Here is an 18,330-nt window from a genome sequence, read left to right as displayed (position 1 = left end):
AGTCAACAATTCTCTTTGCAATCAAGGGTTTGTGCTGTGCAGCAGGGGCGCGAAAGTGTCCGGAATCCGGACACTTTCGCGTAGACGTCCGGAAATTGCACAACGTTGGGCGTTGATTGCCCCATGCCCGAACTGGCCAGTCGGTGACGGCAAGGCATTGATTTCAATCACATGTGATCGGCTCCTGCAGGTGCCAATGCCGCCTGGCATGTCCCTTGCCATGAAGGGTGTGTGGGACCTCCCACGACGATGACACCAATGACAGGAGACAACATGCAATCCCACTCCACCGTACAGGTGATGGGCATCGATGCAGGCGGCACGATGACCGATACATTCTTCGTGCGCTCGGACGGCCGGTTCGTGGTCGGCAAGGCGCAGAGCAACCCCGGCGACGAATCGCTGGCCATCTACAACTCGTCGGAGGATGCGCTGGCGCACTGGGAGCGCACCGTGGATGACGTCTACCCGGAACTGCTGACCTGCGTGTATTCCGGCACGGCGATGCTCAACCGCATTCTTATGCGCAAGGGCCTGGACGTCGGCCTTATCTGCAATCGCGGTTTCGAGCAGATCCATTCGATGGGGCGTGCGCTGCAGAGCTATCTGGGCTACGCATTGGAGGACCGCATTCACCTGAACACGCATCGCTACGACGAACCGCTGGTGCCTGTCTCGCGCACGCGTGGCGTGACCGAGCGCACGGATGTGCAGGGCAGGGTCGTCATTCCGCTGCGAGAGGAAGAAGTCCGGCAGGCCACGCGCGAACTGGTGGAGGCCAAGTCGCAGGCGATCGTCATCTGTCTGCTGCAATCCCACAAGAACGAGTCCAGCGAACAACGTGCGCGCGACATCGTGCAGGATGAACTGACGAAGCTGAAGGTCGATGTCCCGGTGTTTGCGTCGGTGGACTATTACCCGTCGCGCAAGGAAAGCCACCGGATGAACACCACAATCCTCGAGGCCTACGGCGCGGAGCCCTCGCGGCAGACGCTGAAGAAGGTCAGCGACCGCTTCAAGAAACACGGTGCCAAGTTCGATCTGCGTGTGATGGCCACCCATGGCGGCACGATCAGCTGGAAGGCGAAGGAACTGGCGCGGACGATCGTGTCGGGGCCGATTGGTGGCGTGATCGGATCGAAGCTCCTGGGCGAGGCGCTGGGCGACGAGAACATCGCATGCTCGGACATCGGCGGCACCAGCTTCGACGTGGCGCTGATCACCAAGGGCAACTTCGCGATCAAGTCGGACCCCGACATGGCGCGCCTCGTGCTGTCGCTGCCGCTGGTGGCGATGGACTCCGTGGGCGCGGGCGCTGGCAGCTTCGTGCGGCTTGACCCGTACAGCAAGTCGATCAAGCTAGGGCCCGACAGCGCCGGCTACCGCGTGGGTACCTGCTGGCCGGAGAGCGGGCTGGATACGGTCACCGTCTCCGACTGCCACGTCGTGCTGGGCTATCTGAACCCGGAGAACTTTCTTGGCGGTGCGATCAAGCTCGATGTGGAACGCGCCCGCCAGCACATCAAGGTACAGATCGCAGATCCGCTCGGGCTGTCGGTCGAGGACGCGGCAGCAGGGGTAATCGAATTGCTGGACCTCACGCTGTCCGAGTATCTGCGCGCCAACATCAGCGCCAAGGGCTACAACCCTGCCGAGTTCACATGCTTTTCTTACGGCGGCGCGGGCCCCGTGCATACCTACGGATACACCGGCGGCGTCGGCTTCAAGGACGTGGTGGTGCCGGCCTGGGCGGCTGGCTTCTCGGCCTTCGGCTGCGCCTGCGCGGACTTCGAGTATCGCTATGACAAATCGGTGGATCTCGGTGTCGGGCAATTCGCACCGGACGCCAGCAAGGAGACCGCGTGCCGGATCCTGCAGGAAGCGTGGTCGGAACTGGCCGTCAAGGTGATCGAGGAGTTCCGGACCAACGGCTTTGATGCCAGGGACGTCGTGTTGATCCCGGGCTACAAGATGCAGTACATGGGGCAGCTCAATGATCTCGAGATCGTCTCGCCGGTAGCCACCGCGTCGTCCGCCGAGGACTGGGACCGCATCGTCGACGCGTTCGAGAATACCTACGGGCGCGTCTACGCCAGTTCGGCCCGCTCGCCGGAACTGGGCTTTTCGATCACGGGAGCCATCCTGCGCGGCATGGTGGTCACGCAGAAGCCCGTGCTGCCAGAGGACCCGGACGCCGGTCCAACGCCACCCGGGGAGGCCTACCTGGGGGTTAGGCCCTTCTACCGCCACAAGGAATGGATGGATGCCGCGCTCTGGAAGATGGAGTCGCTCAAGGCCGGCAACCACATCGTGGGTCCCGCCATCATCGAATCCGACGCCACCACGTTCGTGGTGCCGGGCGGCTTCGAAACCACGATCGACAAGCACCGCCTGTTCCATCTCAAGGAAGTCAAATAAGGAGACACATCATGAACATGATGAGCAACAAGGAAGTCGGGTTCGCCGATCTGTTGAAGAACGGCCAGACCCTCAAGGAATTTCGCGACGCCATCCTCGCCCGTACCGAAGAATCTGGCCACTACAACGGCCTTACCAGTCTGGACTTCCGGGACAGCGACCCGATCGGATACGAGAAGCTGTTTTCCAAGCTGCGGGGTGGACTGGTCCATGCACGTGAAACCGCCAAGAAGATTGCCGCCAGCCCGATCGTCGAGCAGGAGGGCGAGCTCTGCTTCACGCTGTATAACGCGGTCGGGGACTGTGTGCTGACCTCCACCGGCATCATCATCCACGTGGGCACGATGGGTGCGGCGATCAAGTACATGATCGAGAACAACTGGGAGGCCAACCCCGGCATCCATCCCGGCGACATGTTCACGAACAACGACTGCTCCATCGGCAACGTGCACCCATGCGACATCGCTACGATCGTGCCGATCTTCTGGGAAGGCAAGCTGATCGGCTGGGTGGGCGGCGTGACGCATGTCATCGACACGGGCTCCGTAACGCCAGGCTCCATGTCCACGGGCCAGACGCAACGCTTCGGCGACGGCTACATGATCACGTGCCGCAAGACGGGCGCGAACGATGTGCCGTTCCGCGACTGGCTGCATGAGTCGCAGCGCTCGGTACGCACGCCGAAATACTGGATTCTCGACGAACGGACCCGCATCGCCGGCTGCCACATGATTCGCGATCTGGTGGAGGAGGTGATCCGCGCCGACGGCATCGAGGCCTACGAGAAGTTCGGCTACGAAGTCATCGAGGAAGGCCGCCGCGGGCTCCTGAGCCGCATCAAGGCCATGACGCTGCCAGGCAAGTACCGCAAGGTATCGTTCGTCGACGTGCCGTACAAGCATCCGGACGTGCAGGTCTCCAACGCCTTTGCCAAGCTCGACTCCATCATGCATTCGCCGGTGGAAATGACGATCCGCCCGGACGGCAAGTGGCGCCTGGATTTCGAAGGCGCGAGCCGCTGGGGTTGGCACACGTTCAATGCCCACCAGGTGGCCTTCACCTCGGGCATCTGGGTGATGATGTGTCAGACCCTGGTGCCGACCCAGCGTATCAACGACGGCGCCTACTTCGCCACCGAGTTCCGGCTGCCCAAGGGCACATGGTGCAATCCCGATGACCGGCGCACCGGCCATGCGTATGCCTGGCATTTTCTGGTGTCCGGCTGGGCGGCGCTGTGGCGTGGTCTCTCTCAGTCGTACTTCAGCCGTGGCTATCTGGAGGAAGTGAACGCGGGCAACGCCAATACTTCCAACTGGCTGCAGGGTGGCGGCATCAACCAGGATGGCGAGATTCACGCGGTCAACAGCTTCGAGGCCAGCTCCTGCGGCACAGGCGCGTGCGCAGTCAAGGACGGTCTCAACCACGCCGCTGCCATCTGGAACCCGGAAGGCGACATGGGCGACATCGAGATCTGGGAGATGGCCGAGCCATTGCTCTACCTGGGCCGGAACGTCAAGGCCAACTCCGGCGGCTACGGCAAGTATCGCGGCGGCTGCGGCTTCGAGACCCTGCGCATGGTCTGGAACGCCCAGGACTGGACGATGTTCTTCATGGGCAACGGCTTCATGAACAGCGACTGGGGCATGATGGGTGGCTATCCGTCGGCCACCGGGTATCGCTTCGAAGCGCACCGCACCGGGCTGGAACAGCGCATTGCCAGCGGCGACTCATTGCCGCTTGGCGGCGACATCGACCCGGCCAATCCGGACTACGAGCGCCATATCGACGCCACCGCCGAGGTCAAGCGCGACAAGCAGTGCATCACGACCGAGGACTGCTATGCCAACCACGATCTCTACCTGAACTACCTGCGCGGCGGCCCGGGCTTCGGCGATCCACTCGATCGGGACTCGAAGGCAATCGAGGCGGACCTCAACCAGAAGTTCTTGCTGCCTGAGTATGCGCAGAAGGTCTATGGCGCTGTGTTCGCTCAGGACGCCAGGGGTGTGTTCGCGGTGGATGCCGCCAAGACCAGAAAGCGTCGCGCGGAGATCCGCAAGGAGCGCCTGGCGCGCGCGGTGCCGACGCGCGAGTGGATGAAGGAGGAGCGCGAGCGCATTCTCAACAAGCACGCATCGGTCCAGGTGCAGCACATGTTTGCCACGAGCTTTGCGTTGTCGGAGAAGTTCACGCAGAGCTTCAAGGACTTTTGGAACCTGCCCGAGGCATGGCACGTGAAAGAGGAGGAACTGGGTGTGCCGGCCTATGGCGCCAAGCACCGTATGGATCTGTCGCTGATGCCGGACGTCACCACCGTCGTCCAGGTCGAAGAGTAACCACCGCACTCAGGAGTCGAACCATGTCTGTTTATACCAACGAACAAGTCGACCACCTCGTCGAGGGGAAGCTCGACTGGGAAACCACGTTCCGCATGCTGTCGATGCCCAAGGACGAAAGCCGCTTCGAGCAGTACCTGGCGGCCTTGCAGGCGAAGGTGAGTTTTCCGGACCGCATCGTGCTGCCGCTCAGCCCGCACATGTATATCGTGCAATCGGCCGCCAGCAAGAAGTGGGTGGTCAAGTGCGACTGCGGCCACGAGTTCTGCGACTACCGCGAGAACTGGAAGCTCCATGCCTCCATCTATGTGCGTGATACCGAGGAGGCCATGGCCGAGGTCTATCCGACGCTGATGGCGCCTGATACGAGTTGGCAGGTGTATCGCGAGTACTACTGTCCGTCGTGCGGCGCGATGCATGACGTGGAGGCGCCCACCCCGTGGTATCCGGTGATCCACGACTTCGAGCCGGATATCGACGCGTTCTACAAGGAGTGGGTGCACCTGCCGGTGCCCGAGCGGGCACCAGACTGATCGGGTAGGACAGGTTTGCCGGACGGTGCGAAGCAGCGGGTGGCGCAGCCCGCCCGCTCCGCGCCGTCCGGCGCCCCTCAGTGCGTCACTGCCCTAATGCATCAGCGCGGTTGATTGACCGCAGTAGTCAGGACGCTGGGCAGGCCATTACGGAACTGATAGGCACGTTCCGTGTAGCCCGCCGGGAACAGCACGCCGCTATGCAGCTGGCCATCGCGTAGCGCGAATACCAGCTTGGCGCCTTGTCCCACCGGCCAGGCGTTCCAGCCCAGCCTTGCCACGGTGGCAGCGGCATCGCGCGACATGTCGAAAACCATCACGTTTTCGTTGCGCGCATAGATGGACCACTTGCCGGTGACCGTGGTGTAAGCGGTCATGCCGAGCGGTTGGCCCGGGCTGACCTGCGAACCGAACACCGAGTTCAGCAGCGAGAACTGCGCCGTGCCATCCGCGTTGATCTGGACCTTCACCTGGCTCATCACCGGCTCGATCATCGTGCGGCCCACGAGCTGACGGATCGACGTGAGCGGGCTGGGCAGCGCCGTGTCGTTGATGACCGCCGACGGGTAGGCCGTTGGCAGTCCCGGGGCGATCGGGCACTGGCTGTTGCTCTGGTAGGGGACCGGGCAGCCGCCAAGGTCGATCGGCAGCACCACACGGTCCGTGTCGTATGACTGGATGCCCAGGTAGCCTTGGGTGCCCGCCGGCAGCTTTGCATTCTGCAATGCCGGGGCCAGCGAGGTGTCGGGACCGAACCGGCCGCCTGTTACCGCGTCAAAGGCCGGCAGGTTGCTCATGTCCACGTCGCGCGATTCGTACTGGAACGTAATGCCGGTTACCGGATCGGTACCGGCGAGCCGGTGGCCGATGGTGGTCAGCGGTAGCGGTGCCTTCAGATCGGAGGGCTGGAGGAGCCTGGTCCAGGTGCCGTCGGCCTTCATGTCGAACTCGGACGTCGGATCGCCCAGCGATACGAAGTCGCTGGCGGCCGCCTCCCAGGCGCCGCCGGCGGTCTGGCGTGCCTGGTAGTCCTTGCGCAGCGCATTGTTCTGAATCTGGATGACGGCTTGCGTGGGGGAGCCCAGGTTCGTCATCAGCGAATCGATGTAGCTGTACACCGGCGCCGCCAATACCTTGGAGGCATCGGCCAGCGTGTACAGCGGCTTGGCGGCCTGGGTATCGACATCGGCCTGCGTCACAGCCACGTCGCCCTTGGTGACCATCGCGTTCAGCACGTTGCGCACGATCGTGGCATCGGCCTTGCCGTCCTTGGCCAGCGAGGTGATCGTGTCGATGATGGCGATGGCCTTCGCGGTGGTGGCAGCGTCGCCATTGGCCACGAAGTCGGCCGTCGGATCGACGTTGCTGCCCAGCAGTGCCTGTACCGCGCGTACCGCTTCATCGCGACTCATGCCGGCTTCCATCTGCGCGGTCACCAGCGTCGTCAACGGGGACACGTGCTGGCCGGTGGTGCCGCCTTCGAGCACGGCGGACATCGTGTAGCTGGCCGGGAATGTAAAGCCCGCCGGGCGGGACAGGTCCTTCGTGGCAGGCGTGACCTGCACCAGCAGGCGCTTGCCGCTGGTGTCGCCGGTGTACGGCAGCGTGAAATTGCCATTGGCGTCGGTCGTGGCCGACGGCTCGCCGCTATCGCAAACGTTGTTCGCATTCAGGTCCAGGCAGACGGTCGCGCCGACCAGATAGCCGTCGATGGCTTTGCCGGTGATCGACGGCGTGGTGACGGCCGGGGGCGTGGTCGTCGGAGGCGTGCTGGTGCTCGGGCTGTTGCTGTCACCGCTGCCACCGCATGCGGCCAGCATGGTCGCGCACAAGGCGGCAATGACGGTGGGTTTGCGTGGAATGTTGTTCACTGCTGAAAGTCTCCTGCGAGGGGAAATACGACCGGAATGGTCCGCGGACACTGACGGCAAGACGTGGCGGCTTTTCTACCCCTCCTTCGCGGGTGAACCCACAATTCGCCCGGAATCCCGGCGATCAGGTGTGCGACAGGAGCACTGGAACTACAAAATGGGCAAAAAATGCCGATATCGCCAGGATTCACCTTCAGTCCATGCAAGCCAAGACACCCGCCTTCGAGCAAGCCATGAATGCGCACCGGCACGGCGACCTCGCAAGCGCGGAGCGCCTGTATCGCGTCGCGCTGGCATCGGACCCTCGACACGCGGGTGCGTATCACCATCTTGGTCTGCTGTGCCACCAGGCGGGCCGACCGGCCGAAGCCGTGGCGCAATTGCGGCGCGCCGCCGTGCTCGCCCCTGGCGATGCTGGTGTGATCGTCAACCTCGGCATCGCCTGCAAGGCAGCCGGCGATTTTGCCGCTGCGGTGACGTGCCTCGTCCGGGCGACGCAACTCGCACCTGCCATGCCGGCAGCGCATTTCAACCTTGGGCTAGCGTGGATGGCCGCCGGCAAGGCCGCCGAGGCAGTGGAGAGTTTCGAGGCGGTGATCCGGCTACAGCCGCAGGACGCGGCAGCGCTGGCCAACCTCGCTTCGGCAAGGTTGGCGCTCGGCCTTCATGCTGAGGCAGTAGTGGCTGCCCGTCGGGCCATCGCAGTTGCCCCGGGTCAGGCGCGACTCCACACGCTGCTTGGCCATGCGTTGCAAGGGGCGGGGCATGGCGTTCCTGCGGCGGAGGCGTTCTTGCGCGCCATCATGCTCGATCCTACCTCCGTCGAGGCGCGTCTGGGTGCCGGCACCACCTTGTGCGCGATCGAGCGGTACGCGCAGGCCATCGAGCAACTGGGGCTGGCAACGCAACACGATGCGCAATGCTCGCCCGCGTGGTTCAACCTCGGTATCGCACACCTCGCGCTCGGGCACTACGTGCAAGCCGAAGCTGCGTTCCAGCGCGTGCTGGCACTGCGGCCGGGTTGGCCCGTCGCCCATTTCCACCGGGCGATGAACTGGTTGTCGGCGGGAGATTTCGCGCGTGGACTGCCGGAATACGAGTGGCGCCTGAAGCTCGATGCCTACGCTGGCGAGCCACAGTGGCCGCGCTGGTCGGGCGCGCCGCTCGACGGCTGCCTGGTCGTCGACGCAGAACAAGGCCTCGGCGACACGCTCCATTTCCTGCGCTTCGTGCCACTTGCAAGCGACCGTGTGGGCAAGGTGGTCCTGCGTGTGCAATCGGCATTGCTGCGGCTGCTCAAGCCGCTGGCGTTGCAGTGGGGAGTTTCAATCGTCGCGCTGGACGATGCGCCGCCCGAGGCGCAAGCGTGGTGCCCGCTGATGAGTCTGCCGCTCATGCTTGGCACGTCGATGGACAGCATTCCGGACATGCCGGCGCCGCTGCCGGTGCCCGAGGCCAGCCGCGAGACGTGGCGCGCCAGATTGTCGGGCCTGAAGCGCCGTCGCGTCGGCATCGCCTGGTCGGGACGGATACGCGCCAACGAGAACCGCGCCATCCCGCTGCATCTGCTCGCGCCGCTATTCGCGCGCGATGACATCGACTGGATTGTGCTGCAGCGGGACATCCCCGCCGATGATGCGCAACACCTTGCCATGTACGCCGGCACCGGACGGCTGCATGATTTCAGGCATCACATCGAGGACATGGCCGACACCGCGGCGATCATCGGAACGCTCGACGCCGTTGTGTCGATCGACACCGCCATTGCGCATCTTGCCGGTGCCATGGGCAAGCCACTGTGGCTGATGCTCGCCGTGGCCGCTGACTGGCGCTGGCGGCAGGATGCGACGCACAGTCGCTGGTATCCGTCTGCACGGCTGGTCAGGCAGACCACGCCGGGCGACTGGCTGCCCGTGATCGCCGCGGTGAACGAGGCCTTGAACGTGGTCTTGGCAGGGTGAGATCGGCGCTACGACATCGCCGATCCTACCGGTCCCGCCAGTAGTTCGGTGAGCGTGCCCGAATCCTCCAGGTCATCCAGCGACAGCAGGCAATCCTCGATGGCGCGCTGGCGCTGCGCGGGTAGCAGGCCGTCGGTGAGTCGGCGGTACTTGGCCACCACCTGCTCGCGGCTCATCGGTTGCAGGGCGGACTTGGGGGCAGGTTGTTCGGCCTGCAACTCGGTGCCGTCACGCAGGCGAATGCGCAGGCGGGTCCGGCCACGGCCAAGCGCGCCGGCCTGGTCGAATCCGGCGTCGTGGTGCGCGCGAATCCGTGGAATGAGTGCCCACACGTCATCGCGGTCGATGCGCTCGGGCGCGAACTGTCGCACCATGGCTTCGCCGTCCAGCAGGGTTACCGCAAGCGCGTAGGCGATGTTCATCTGGGCGGCAATCGGCGTGATTGGCCGCGCGAGGTCCCACCAGCCGTGGTGATAGACGGCGTGGGAAAGGTCGACGTCGATGCGCTCCACATCCTCGGCGCGGAACCGGTGCGTGGCGACGAGATCGAGGAGGGCGTCGATGCCCGCGTGCAGCCCGCCCATCGCCGCATGGGCCTTGAGCACGAAGCGGGGCGTCTCCCAGTGCTCGCCGAGTCCGTGCGCGATCTGTGTGGCATCGGGGTTGTGCCCCTCGCCGAAGGTCGAGAGAAAGCCACCGTACTCGCGCTCGAAAACGCGCTGGATACCGCTGTAGCCGCTGGCCGCCAGATGGGCGGCGTAGAGTCCGTTACGCGCGGCAAAGCCGTGGTGCATACGCTTCGACATCGCTTCATATTGCGCGGCCATCAGACCGGCGGACTGCGTTGCCGCCAGTCCAAGGGCGTCTTCGAAGCCCGCGGCATCCAGTTGCAGCAGCGAGCCCACGGCCGCCGCCGCCGCGTGCGTGCCGAACACCGGACCCGAATGCCATCCACGCGACAACATTTGGCCACCGTGCAGGGCCAGGCCGACGCGCGGACCCACCTCGAAGCCGGCGATCGCCGCCGCCAGCATCCGATCGCCACGGATGCCGCCGAGTCTTTCCGCCGTGGCGAGCAGCGAAGGCAGGATCAGTGACGCGCTATGCAGCGGCGCCAGCGGGTGGAAGTCGTCGAGCTCGAATCCCTGGATAAAGGTGCCATTGAGCAAGGCGGCCACCGGAGCAGTCGCCTTGCGACCCCATCCAATGATGCTGCACGGCCCTTCGGCTTCGAGGGCCATGACCGATTCAACCGCGGTGCGGGACCACGGCAACTGGGCGCCAACCAGCGCGCAACCCACGCCGTCCAGCAGCAGCAACCTGGCCCGTTCGCGCACGGTGTCAGGCACCGCGCTCAAGTCGAAGTTGGCCAGCCAGGTAGCCAGTTGGCCGGTCGGGCCCGAGGGATCGCTGGCCTGTCGTCGAGCCTGTTCGCTCATGCTGTTCTCCATGTTTTCAGATACGTTCGAAAATGCCATCCAGACGGCCCCGAGCGAGGACCGATCGGTCAAGCTGCGCCAGCACTTCGGGCAGCGTCGGCGGTTTGTCGAAATGCAGTTTCCCGTTGAGTGCCAGCAACTGGAAGGAGTAGCGATGGGGGCCGTGGCCGGGCAGGGCTCTCGGGCCGGCATAGGCGGTTTTGCCGAAGCTGTTGCGGCCCAGCACGGCATGGATGCTTGCCGGTGGATTGAAGGCGGCCTCCGGCAGGCCGGGCAGGTTGGGGTCGATGCCGGTGGCGATCATGTGCACGAATGGGCGTGGCAAGGGCGCATCGGCATCTTCGATGATCAGCACCAGTTCCTCGGTCTCCGAAGGCAAGCCGCGCCAGGCGAGTGCGGGCGAGCGATTCTCGCCGACGCCCTTGCCGGCGTGCGCGACCGGAATCGTTTGCCCGGCGCCGAAGCTGCCGCTGCTGAGTTCCAGCAGAGCGGGGGCAGAGGCAACGGCCGGGTGATGCCAGGCAAGGCGTTGCTCTCCGGCCCTTCGTCCTTTCAGGAGACGTCCCAGCAGGCGGCTCAGCATGATTTGACTCCGCTTCCGCTATCGGCATTGGCTTCGGACAGGTCCCATACCCAGGGCCGGCGCTGACGGTCGGCGGCCTGCCAGGCACGGATCTGGTTGTCTTCGAGCAGCGTGCCCCCGATCTCGTCGAGGCCCTGGAGGAGCATCTCCCGGCGGAGTGGGTCGATATCGAAGCTCCAGCGGCGATCGCCGGCTTCGACCACCTTGTGCTGGAGATCCACCTTGAACGGGATGGCATGGCGCGCGAGGTTCATCAGTTCGCTGACCAGCGCCTCGTCGAGAATCAAGGGCAGGATGCCGTTCTGGAAGCAGTTGTTGTAGAAGATGCTGCCGAAGCTTGGCGCGATGATGCACCGATAGCCCATCGACTGCAGCGCCCAGACGGCGCTCTCGCGCGACGAGCCGCAGCCGAAATTGGCACCGCTGACAAGAATCGGCGCGCCGGAGAACTCAGGCTGGGCCGGAAGGAATGCCGGATCGGGGCTGCCATCGGCCAGGTAACGAATCGCCTCGAAGGCGTGCACGCCAAGTTGGTCTCTGGGTACGGTGGTGAGGCGATCGATGCGGATGATGACATCGGTATCGAGGTTGGCGCGGGGCAACGGCGCCGCAAGGCCAGCAAGTGTATGGAACGGTTGCATCTCAGAAGCTCCGAATGTCGGTCAACACCCCAGTGATCGCCGCAGCCGCTGCCATGGCCGGGCTGGCCAGATGCGTGCGGGCGCCCGGTCCCTGACGGCCGACGAAATTGCGGTTCGAGGTGGAGACCGCTCGCGCGCCCGGAGGCACCTGTTCACCGTTCGCCGCCACGCACATGCTGCAGCCGGGCTCCCGCCACTGGAATCCAGCATCTTCGAAGACGCGATCCAGCCCTTCGGCCTCGGCGGCGCGCTTGACCAGCTCGGAGCCGGGCACCACCCAGGCTGTCACGCCGGCGGCTACGCTGCGGCCACGCACGACGTGCGCGGCATCGCGCAGATCCGACAGCCGGGAGTTGGCGCAAGAGCCGATGAAAACCCAGTCGACGGGCGTGCCTGCCAATGCCTGTCCGGCCTCGAGCCCCATGTACGCCTGCGCTGCGCGCCATTCCTCCGCTACGGCCGGGCTTGGGGCACTGTCCGGGTGGGGAACGCACTGGTCGATGGCGACTGCCTGGTCCGGACTGGTGCCCCACGTAATCACCGGACGCACGGCTTCGGCAACGATGCGTTCTTCTCGATCGAACACGGCGTCCGCGTCGCCGGCAAGGGACCGCCACGTCTCGACGGCACGTTCGAACAACTCGCCTTTTGGTGCGAATGGCCGGTCGCGCAGGTAGTCGAACGTCGCGTCGTCCGGTGCGACCATGGCGAATTTGGCGCCCAGCTCCACCGCGAGGTTGCACAAGGTCAGCCGGCCCTCGATCGGCATGGATTCGATCGCCGGTCCGGCGAACTCCACGGCGTGGCCGACGCCGGCGGATGCCCCGAGTGTTGCGATGATATGCAGGGCCAGGTCTTTCGGTGTCACGCCCCTGGGCAGTCGTCCATCGACACGCACGCGCATACGCCGCGGCTTTTGTTGGCGCAGCGTCTGTGTAGCCAGCACATGCACGATTTCGGACGAGCCGATACCGAAGGCCAGCGCGCCAAGGCCGCCGTTGGTACACGTATGGCTGTCACCGCAGACCAGGGTCGTGCCGGGGAGCGCGATGCCCAGTTCGGGCGCCATGACGTGAACGATGCCCTGACCCGGCTGGCCGAGATCGAACAGACGAATGCGGCCTTTCTCGCTCCCCTGCTTGAGCCCGGCCCAGAGCATGGCACCAAGTGGATACGTTGTTTCCGTGCGGCCGGGCGCGCTGGAGACGACGTGATCGGGCGTTGCAAAGCACAGTTCCGGGTTGTGCGGCGGCAGCTTGCGCTTGGCGAGCTCCCCCAGGGCCGGCGCGCCGGAGAGATCGTGCAGCAGATGCCGGTCAATGTGCAGTAGCGCCCAGCCGTCACCGAGGTCCTTGATGACATGCGCATCCCAGACCTTGTCAAAAAGCGTTCGACCCATGCTTCACTCCTGATGGCTTTGCTGGAAGTGCTGCCGGAGCGCGCTCCATTCGTCGGCACCCAGCCGGCGGAACAGCGCGGCGACGGTCGCGTCCATCCGGGGCGCGGGCATTTGCCCCTCGCGCTGCACGTCCTGCAGCGCGGCGTCGCAGGCTTCGATGGTGGCCTTGAGCAGAAGACCGGGAAGGATGACCATGCGATATCCGAGTTCCCCCGCTTCTGCGAATGGCAGCAGCGGCGTGCGTCCGGTGGGGACCAGATTGAGCAAACAAGGCCCGCCGACTTCGCGCGGGATGGTGGCGACTTCTTCGCGGGTTTGCGGCGCTTCCACGAATGCCATATCGGCGCCGGCCTCGAGTGCGAGGTTCGCGCGGGTGATGGCCTCTTCGAGGCTGACCACGGCGCGCGCATCGGTCCGCGCGATGATCGTGAAGTCCGGATGCCGCCGCGCGGCCACGGCGGCGCGGATCTTGGCGAGGAACTCGTTTCGTTCCACGATCTCCTTGCCGTCCAGGTGGCCGCAGCGTTTGGAGAAGACCTGGTCCTCGATATGGATGGCCGCGACGTTGCGGGATTCGAACTCGCGCACGGTGCGCGTGACGTTGAGCTCGTTGCCATAGCCGGTGTCGGCATCGGCAATCAGCGGGATGTCCACCGAACGCGCGAGCACGGCGGCGTTCTCGACCATTTCGCTCATGCCGAGCAGGCCGAAGTCCGGGAACCCGCGGGCAGCGGCGGTGCCGGCACCGGTCATGTACACGGCGCTGAATCCTGCCTGCTGAACGAGGCGGGCGGTGAGGCCGTCATAAGCGCCCGGTGCGACCACGATTTCCGGTCGGGCGAGCAGTTGGCGCAGCTGGGTGGCAGCGTTCATCGAGGTCTCCTGGCTTGATTTGAGGATGATGCGAAGGGTTGGGTCACTGACTGATCTCCTCGAGCGAGAGGCCGGAGGTACGCGGTCCGAGCAGGCCGATACTCAGGGCGACCAGCAGCATGCAGGCGACGATCAGCCCCACCGCGCCGGGCACGCCAGCGTGCTTCAGCGATGCGGCGATCAGGAATCCGCTCAATGCGCCCGAGACACGGCTCACGGCATAGACGAAGCCGATCGCCTTGGCGCGGTGGCGCGTCGGATACAGCTCGGCCTGGTACGAGTGGAAGCCCAGCGAAATCATGGTTCCCCCGAGTGTCAGCAGCGCGCCGGTCATCAGGATGGCGACGCCGCTGTTCAGGTTCACGAACATCGTGCCTGCGCCGGCCATTACCAGCGCGGAGACCACGATCAGGGTCTTGCGCTCGACACGATCGACGAAGGCCACTGCCAGCAGCGGGCCAAGCGGTGCGACGAGGGAGACCATCAAGCCGTACTCGAGGCTCGAGGAAAGCCCCACGCCACGCTGCACCAGGAACGTGGGCATCCAGTTCGAAAATCCATAGAGACCAATGGCCTGAGCGGCGTGGAACAGCACGAGCATGACTGTCCGGCGTCGGTACGGCGCGCGCCAGATCTCGCGGAAGGCGGCCGGTTTGCCAACGGGCACCTCGCGCGGAGGAAGAGGTGCCGGCAAGGGACGGCCACTCTGCTGGCGGGCTTTTGCTTCCAGTTGCTCGACCACTGCCGTGGCCTGCTGCAATCGGCCATGGCTGGCCAGCCAGCGAGGACTTTCCGGCAGGCCCAGCCGCAACAGCCAGACGAACAGTGCCCCGACGCCGCCCATAAGCACCACCACGCGCCAGCCGTCGAGACCCAGCACGGTGCGCGGCACGAACCACCAGGCCATCAGCGCGACTGACGGCACGGCAAGGTAGGAAATCACCGCGCTCACCGCGAACGCGCGGCCACGGATGCGCGCCGGCACGAGTTCGCTCAGGTAGGCGTCGATGGTGACCAACTCCACGCCAAGGCCGATGCCCGTCATCAACCGCCAGAAGTTCAGCCAGGCCGCGTCGTGCTGGAACGCCATGCATACCGCCGACGCCGAATACCAGAGCAGGGCGACGGTGAATACCGAGCGCCGCCCAAGTCGATCGGCAATCGACCCGAATGCCAGTACGCCGATCAGGAGGCCAAGGAACGTCGCGGCGATATAGCTCGCCGCGCCGTCGAGGGCGAAGAAGCCTTCCGTGGTCGCGCTGAGCACGCCGCTGTGGATGATCCCGGGCAGCACATAGGCCGTGGAGAAGAGCTCATAGAACTCGAAGTAGGCCCCCAGCGAGAGCAGCAGGACCAGGCTCCAGGTGCTGCGCGTGGCTGGAAGGCGGTCTATCCGTGCGGCCAGTTCGCCGGCACTGATGCGTGCGGGGGCGGCCTGCGATGCCGCGGACAGCGTCCGATCAGTCATGTTGTCTCCGTCTTATCTGTACGGACTTGGCATGCGCTGCCTCGTCCGCAATTAATGTTGTTATATTATTATGATGTCATAGATACGGCACAGCAAGGGGAATTTCAGATAAGCTCCGGACTGACAGGAGGGATTCGCCACAAATGACATCGGATGTGATGCATAGCGCGCTAAAGCGTAGCCCGGGCACGTCGTTGCACCGGCAGATGTTCACGGTCCTGCGCGATCTGATCGTGCGCGGCCAGTACCGCGCCGGCGCGATGATTCCGAAGGAGGAAGAGCTTTGCGCCATGTTTGGCGTTTCGCGCATCACCGTGCGGCGCGCATTGGCCGATCTGGAAGCGGAAGGGCTGGTCGAAAAGCGCCAGGGCAAGGGCACGTTCGTTCGCCTTGAACTGCCGGCGATGCGCCCGATGGCCACGCTTGGGTATCTCGAATCGCTACGTCAGATTTCGGATGAAACGCAGGTCGAAGTGCTGAACTTCGAGCGGCTGCTGGCGGCAGGGGATATCGCGCAGCTACTGGGGATCGAGGAGGCGTCGCCGCTGCTGCACGTGACGCGTCTGCGCCGCAAGGCCGCAGTGCCCGTGATGATTACCGAGACATGGGTGCCGGAGGCGTATATCGGAGAGATCAACCAGTCGGATCTGGAAACGGAGCCGCTGTTCGAGCTGCTGATGAAGCGGGGCATCCGGTTTGGGCGCGTGGCGCAGGAGTTCACCGCGATCGCTGCATCGCCGGCGCAGGCGCGGCTGCTGCAGGTACCCCCGGGCCAGCCGCTGATCGGTATCAACCGGTTGATCTATGACGATCAGCAGCACCCCGTGCAATACCTTGTGGTCGTGATGTCGCCGGAGCGCAGCAGGGTGCTGATGGATATCGCGGTCGGGGCCATGAATACGCCGGCGACCGGAAGCATCGTCCACGACGCCGCCGCCTAGCCGCCTGGCCGCCTGGTCGGGCTGCGGCGTTGTGGCAGTCGAGGGGACTACGCCAACCTTACTGCGCGTCGAGCTGGCGGCGCGCGCGGCGCGAATAGTAGGCGAAGGTCGCTTCGAATCGCTTCTGCGTGCTGACCCAGCGTTGAGCCTCGCGACCGAGTTCGGGCGGGATCGGCTGGATCTCCCCGGCGGCCATCGCCAGCAGTTGCAGGCGAGCGGCGCGCTCGAACATCACGCCCAGCACGCAGGCTTCTTCCACCGACGCGCCCGCCACCAGCAGGCCGTGGTGCGACAGCAGAATCGCTTTCTTGCCGCCCAGTGCGCCCGCGATGAGTTCGCCCTCTTCATTGCCGACTGGAATGCCTGGCCATTTTTCCAGGAACGCGGTCTGGTCGTACAGCACGCACGTGTCCATATGCGAGATCGTCAGCGGCACTTCCAGCATGGCAAGTGCGGAAGCGTGCGGCGCGTGAGAGTGCACGATGCAGTTCAGATCGGGACGCGCGCGATAGAGCCATGAATGGAAGCGATTGGCGGGGTTTGGCATCCCGTTTCCCGAAATCACTTCGAGATCCTCATTGACGAGCAGGAGGTTGTCCGCCGTGATTTCGTCGAAGCCAAGACCCAGGCGTTGCGTGTAGTACGTGCCCGGTTGTTCCGCCCGCGCCGTGATCTGGCCGGAGAGCACGGAATCGTGCCCGAACGTGAACAGGATCCGGCAGGTCTCGGCGACAGCTTCGCGCAGCGGCATCCTGTCCGCGCGGAGTTCGGTCTGCATTTTTTCGAGCGAAGACGCGACGATTTCGCTCTTGCTCAACTGCATGGTATTGGCCATGTTGTGTCCTTCAGGGATGTGCTGGAGTCGGGATAGGAGGTGGCTTTACTTGTTGCCTGCGCCAAGCAGGGCAGACCATCGCTGATTCTCGTCGCTGATCAGCTTGCGGAATTGTTCGGGTGATGACGCGGCGGGCTCGGTCCCTTGCGCGGTAAGCGTTGCCTTGAACTTCGGATCGGCAGCCACCTTCGCCACGGCGGCATTGAGTTTTTTCACGATGGCCGGATCAAGTCCCGCGGGTCCGATCAGGCCGGCCACGGAGCCGGATACCAGTGATGGAAAGCCAAGCTCTGCTGTGGAGGGTACCTGCGGCGCGGTGGAGAGCCGGTGCGGGCTTGCCACGGCCAGCGCGCGGAGCTTGCCGGACGTCACGAACGGCATCACCTGGGGCGTGGCCTCGAATGTCATGTTGACCTGGCCCGATACGACGTTGGTGACGGATTCCGCGCCGCTCTTGAATGGCACATGCAGGAATTCGACCTTCGCCACGTCCTGGAAAATGCGCATTCCCTGATAGGGCGCGCTCCCCACGCCGGCGGTGCCGACGCTGATGGCATCGGGCTTGCGCTGAGCGAGCTTGATCAGTGCGGGCAGAGTGTTAGCCGGAACATCCGCGCCAACCACGACGAGGAATGGCGTGGACCCCACAAGCGAGATGTAGGTGAAATCCTTCGCGCTATCAAAGTTGACCTTGACGTCCGTATGCGGATTGACGGCCAGCACGCCAACGGTGGCAAACATCAGCGTGTAGCCATCGGGGCGCGCGCGCCGCACGAAGTCGGCCGCGATGTTGCCGCCGGCGCCGGGCCGATTCTCTACCACCACCGACTGGCCAAGCTGCTCGGAGAGCGCCTTGCCCGTCGCTCGCGCGATAAGGTCGGTAATGCCACCGGCGCCGAACGGCACGACCAGGGTGATTGGCTTGTCGGGGTATCCGGTGGCATTGGCGGTGAACGGGATACTCAGCAGCATGGCGGCAGCCAGGCTGGCCATGGATGACAGGCTACGGCGGCGGTGGGGGCGGGTAGGGCG

At 64.7% G+C, this 18,330-nt stretch carries 14 protein-coding genes; 5 read left to right on the top strand and 9 right to left on the bottom strand.

Annotated elements, in window-relative coordinates:
- Window positions 1-273 precede the first annotated feature (273 nt).
- Genes D769_RS09230 through D769_RS09220 form a run of 3 tightly spaced genes read left to right on the top strand, consistent with a single transcriptional unit; the run spans window position 274 to window position 5,287 of the window.
- Window positions 274-2,418 (top strand): hydantoinase/oxoprolinase family protein, encoded by a 2,145-nt coding sequence (locus D769_RS09230; protein WP_008644287.1) that lies wholly within the window; start codon window positions 274-276, stop codon window positions 2,416-2,418.
- An 11-nt stretch (window positions 2,419-2,429) separates the two neighbouring features.
- Window positions 2,430-4,754, top strand: coding sequence for a hydantoinase B/oxoprolinase family protein (locus D769_RS09225; protein ID WP_008644283.1), 2,325 nt, complete (start codon window positions 2,430-2,432; stop codon window positions 4,752-4,754).
- 23 nt (window positions 4,755-4,777) lie between these two features.
- On the top strand, window positions 4,778-5,287 hold the full coding sequence (locus tag D769_RS09220) for an acetone carboxylase subunit gamma (RefSeq protein ID WP_008644281.1): 510 nt from the start codon (window positions 4,778-4,780) through the stop codon (window positions 5,285-5,287).
- A 101-nt stretch (window positions 5,288-5,388) separates the two neighbouring features.
- Here the strand turns inward: D769_RS09220 and D769_RS09215 are convergent, their stop codons facing one another.
- On the bottom strand, window positions 5,389-7,158 hold the full coding sequence (locus D769_RS09215) for a hypothetical protein (protein ID WP_008644280.1): 1,770 nt from the start codon (window positions 7,156-7,158) through the stop codon (window positions 5,389-5,391).
- Window positions 7,159-7,358: 200 nt separating this feature from the next.
- Here D769_RS09215 and D769_RS09210 point away from each other — a divergent pair, with 200 nt between their 5' ends.
- A complete protein-coding gene (locus D769_RS09210) occupies window positions 7,359-9,119 on the top strand; it encodes a tetratricopeptide repeat protein (protein ID WP_008644279.1) in 1,761 nt (586 codons plus the stop codon).
- 8 nt (window positions 9,120-9,127) lie between these two features.
- Here the strand turns inward: D769_RS09210 and D769_RS09205 are convergent, their stop codons facing one another.
- From D769_RS09205 to D769_RS09180, 6 genes are read right to left on the bottom strand one after another with little or no spacing between them, the layout of a single operon-like run.
- Window positions 9,128-10,558: an MmgE/PrpD family protein gene (locus D769_RS09205; RefSeq protein WP_008644277.1), complete on the bottom strand. Its 1,431-nt coding sequence runs from the start codon at window positions 10,556-10,558 to the stop codon at window positions 9,128-9,130.
- Window positions 10,559-10,574: 16 nt separating this feature from the next.
- Window positions 10,575-11,141: a YbhB/YbcL family Raf kinase inhibitor-like protein gene (locus tag D769_RS09200; RefSeq protein WP_008644275.1), complete on the bottom strand. Its 567-nt coding sequence runs from the start codon at window positions 11,139-11,141 to the stop codon at window positions 10,575-10,577.
- Entirely contained in the window at window positions 11,135-11,782 is a 648-nt protein-coding gene (gene leuD / locus D769_RS09195; protein ID WP_008644273.1) for a 3-isopropylmalate dehydratase small subunit, read from the bottom strand. The genes D769_RS09200 and leuD overlap by 7 nt, the downstream gene beginning before the upstream one ends.
- 1 nt (window position 11,783) lies before the next feature.
- Window positions 11,784-13,181, bottom strand: coding sequence for a 3-isopropylmalate dehydratase large subunit (gene leuC, locus D769_RS09190; RefSeq protein ID WP_008644272.1), 1,398 nt, complete (start codon window positions 13,179-13,181; stop codon window positions 11,784-11,786).
- A 3-nt stretch (window positions 13,182-13,184) separates the two neighbouring features.
- Window positions 13,185-14,054 (bottom strand): isocitrate lyase/PEP mutase family protein, encoded by an 870-nt coding sequence (locus tag D769_RS09185; protein ID WP_008644271.1) that lies wholly within the window; start codon window positions 14,052-14,054, stop codon window positions 13,185-13,187.
- Window positions 14,055-14,097: 43 nt separating this feature from the next.
- On the bottom strand, window positions 14,098-15,522 hold the full coding sequence (locus D769_RS09180; protein ID WP_008644270.1) for an MFS transporter: 1,425 nt from the start codon (window positions 15,520-15,522) through the stop codon (window positions 14,098-14,100).
- A 143-nt stretch (window positions 15,523-15,665) separates the two neighbouring features.
- Between D769_RS09180 and D769_RS09175 the strand changes: the two genes are divergently transcribed.
- Window positions 15,666-16,463 (top strand): GntR family transcriptional regulator, encoded by a 798-nt coding sequence (locus D769_RS09175; RefSeq protein WP_008644269.1) that lies wholly within the window; start codon window positions 15,666-15,668, stop codon window positions 16,461-16,463.
- A gap of 58 nt (window positions 16,464-16,521) precedes the next feature.
- Here the strand turns inward: D769_RS09175 and D769_RS09170 are convergent, their stop codons facing one another.
- Window positions 16,522-17,298 (bottom strand): aldolase, encoded by a 777-nt coding sequence (locus D769_RS09170; RefSeq protein ID WP_008644268.1) that lies wholly within the window; start codon window positions 17,296-17,298, stop codon window positions 16,522-16,524.
- Between the two features lie 45 nt (window positions 17,299-17,343).
- Window positions 17,344-18,330, bottom strand: a 987-nt coding sequence (locus D769_RS09165; RefSeq protein WP_152414950.1) for a tripartite tricarboxylate transporter substrate binding protein, incomplete at its 5' end; no start/stop codon positions are given.

The organism is Cupriavidus sp. HMR-1 (assembly GCF_000319775.1).
In the GTDB taxonomy this organism is placed as follows: Bacteria; Pseudomonadota; Gammaproteobacteria; order Burkholderiales; family Burkholderiaceae; genus Cupriavidus; species Cupriavidus metallidurans.
The sequence above is the reverse complement of the archived record's forward strand: the minus strand, read 5'-3'. Positions and strand labels throughout refer to the sequence as shown.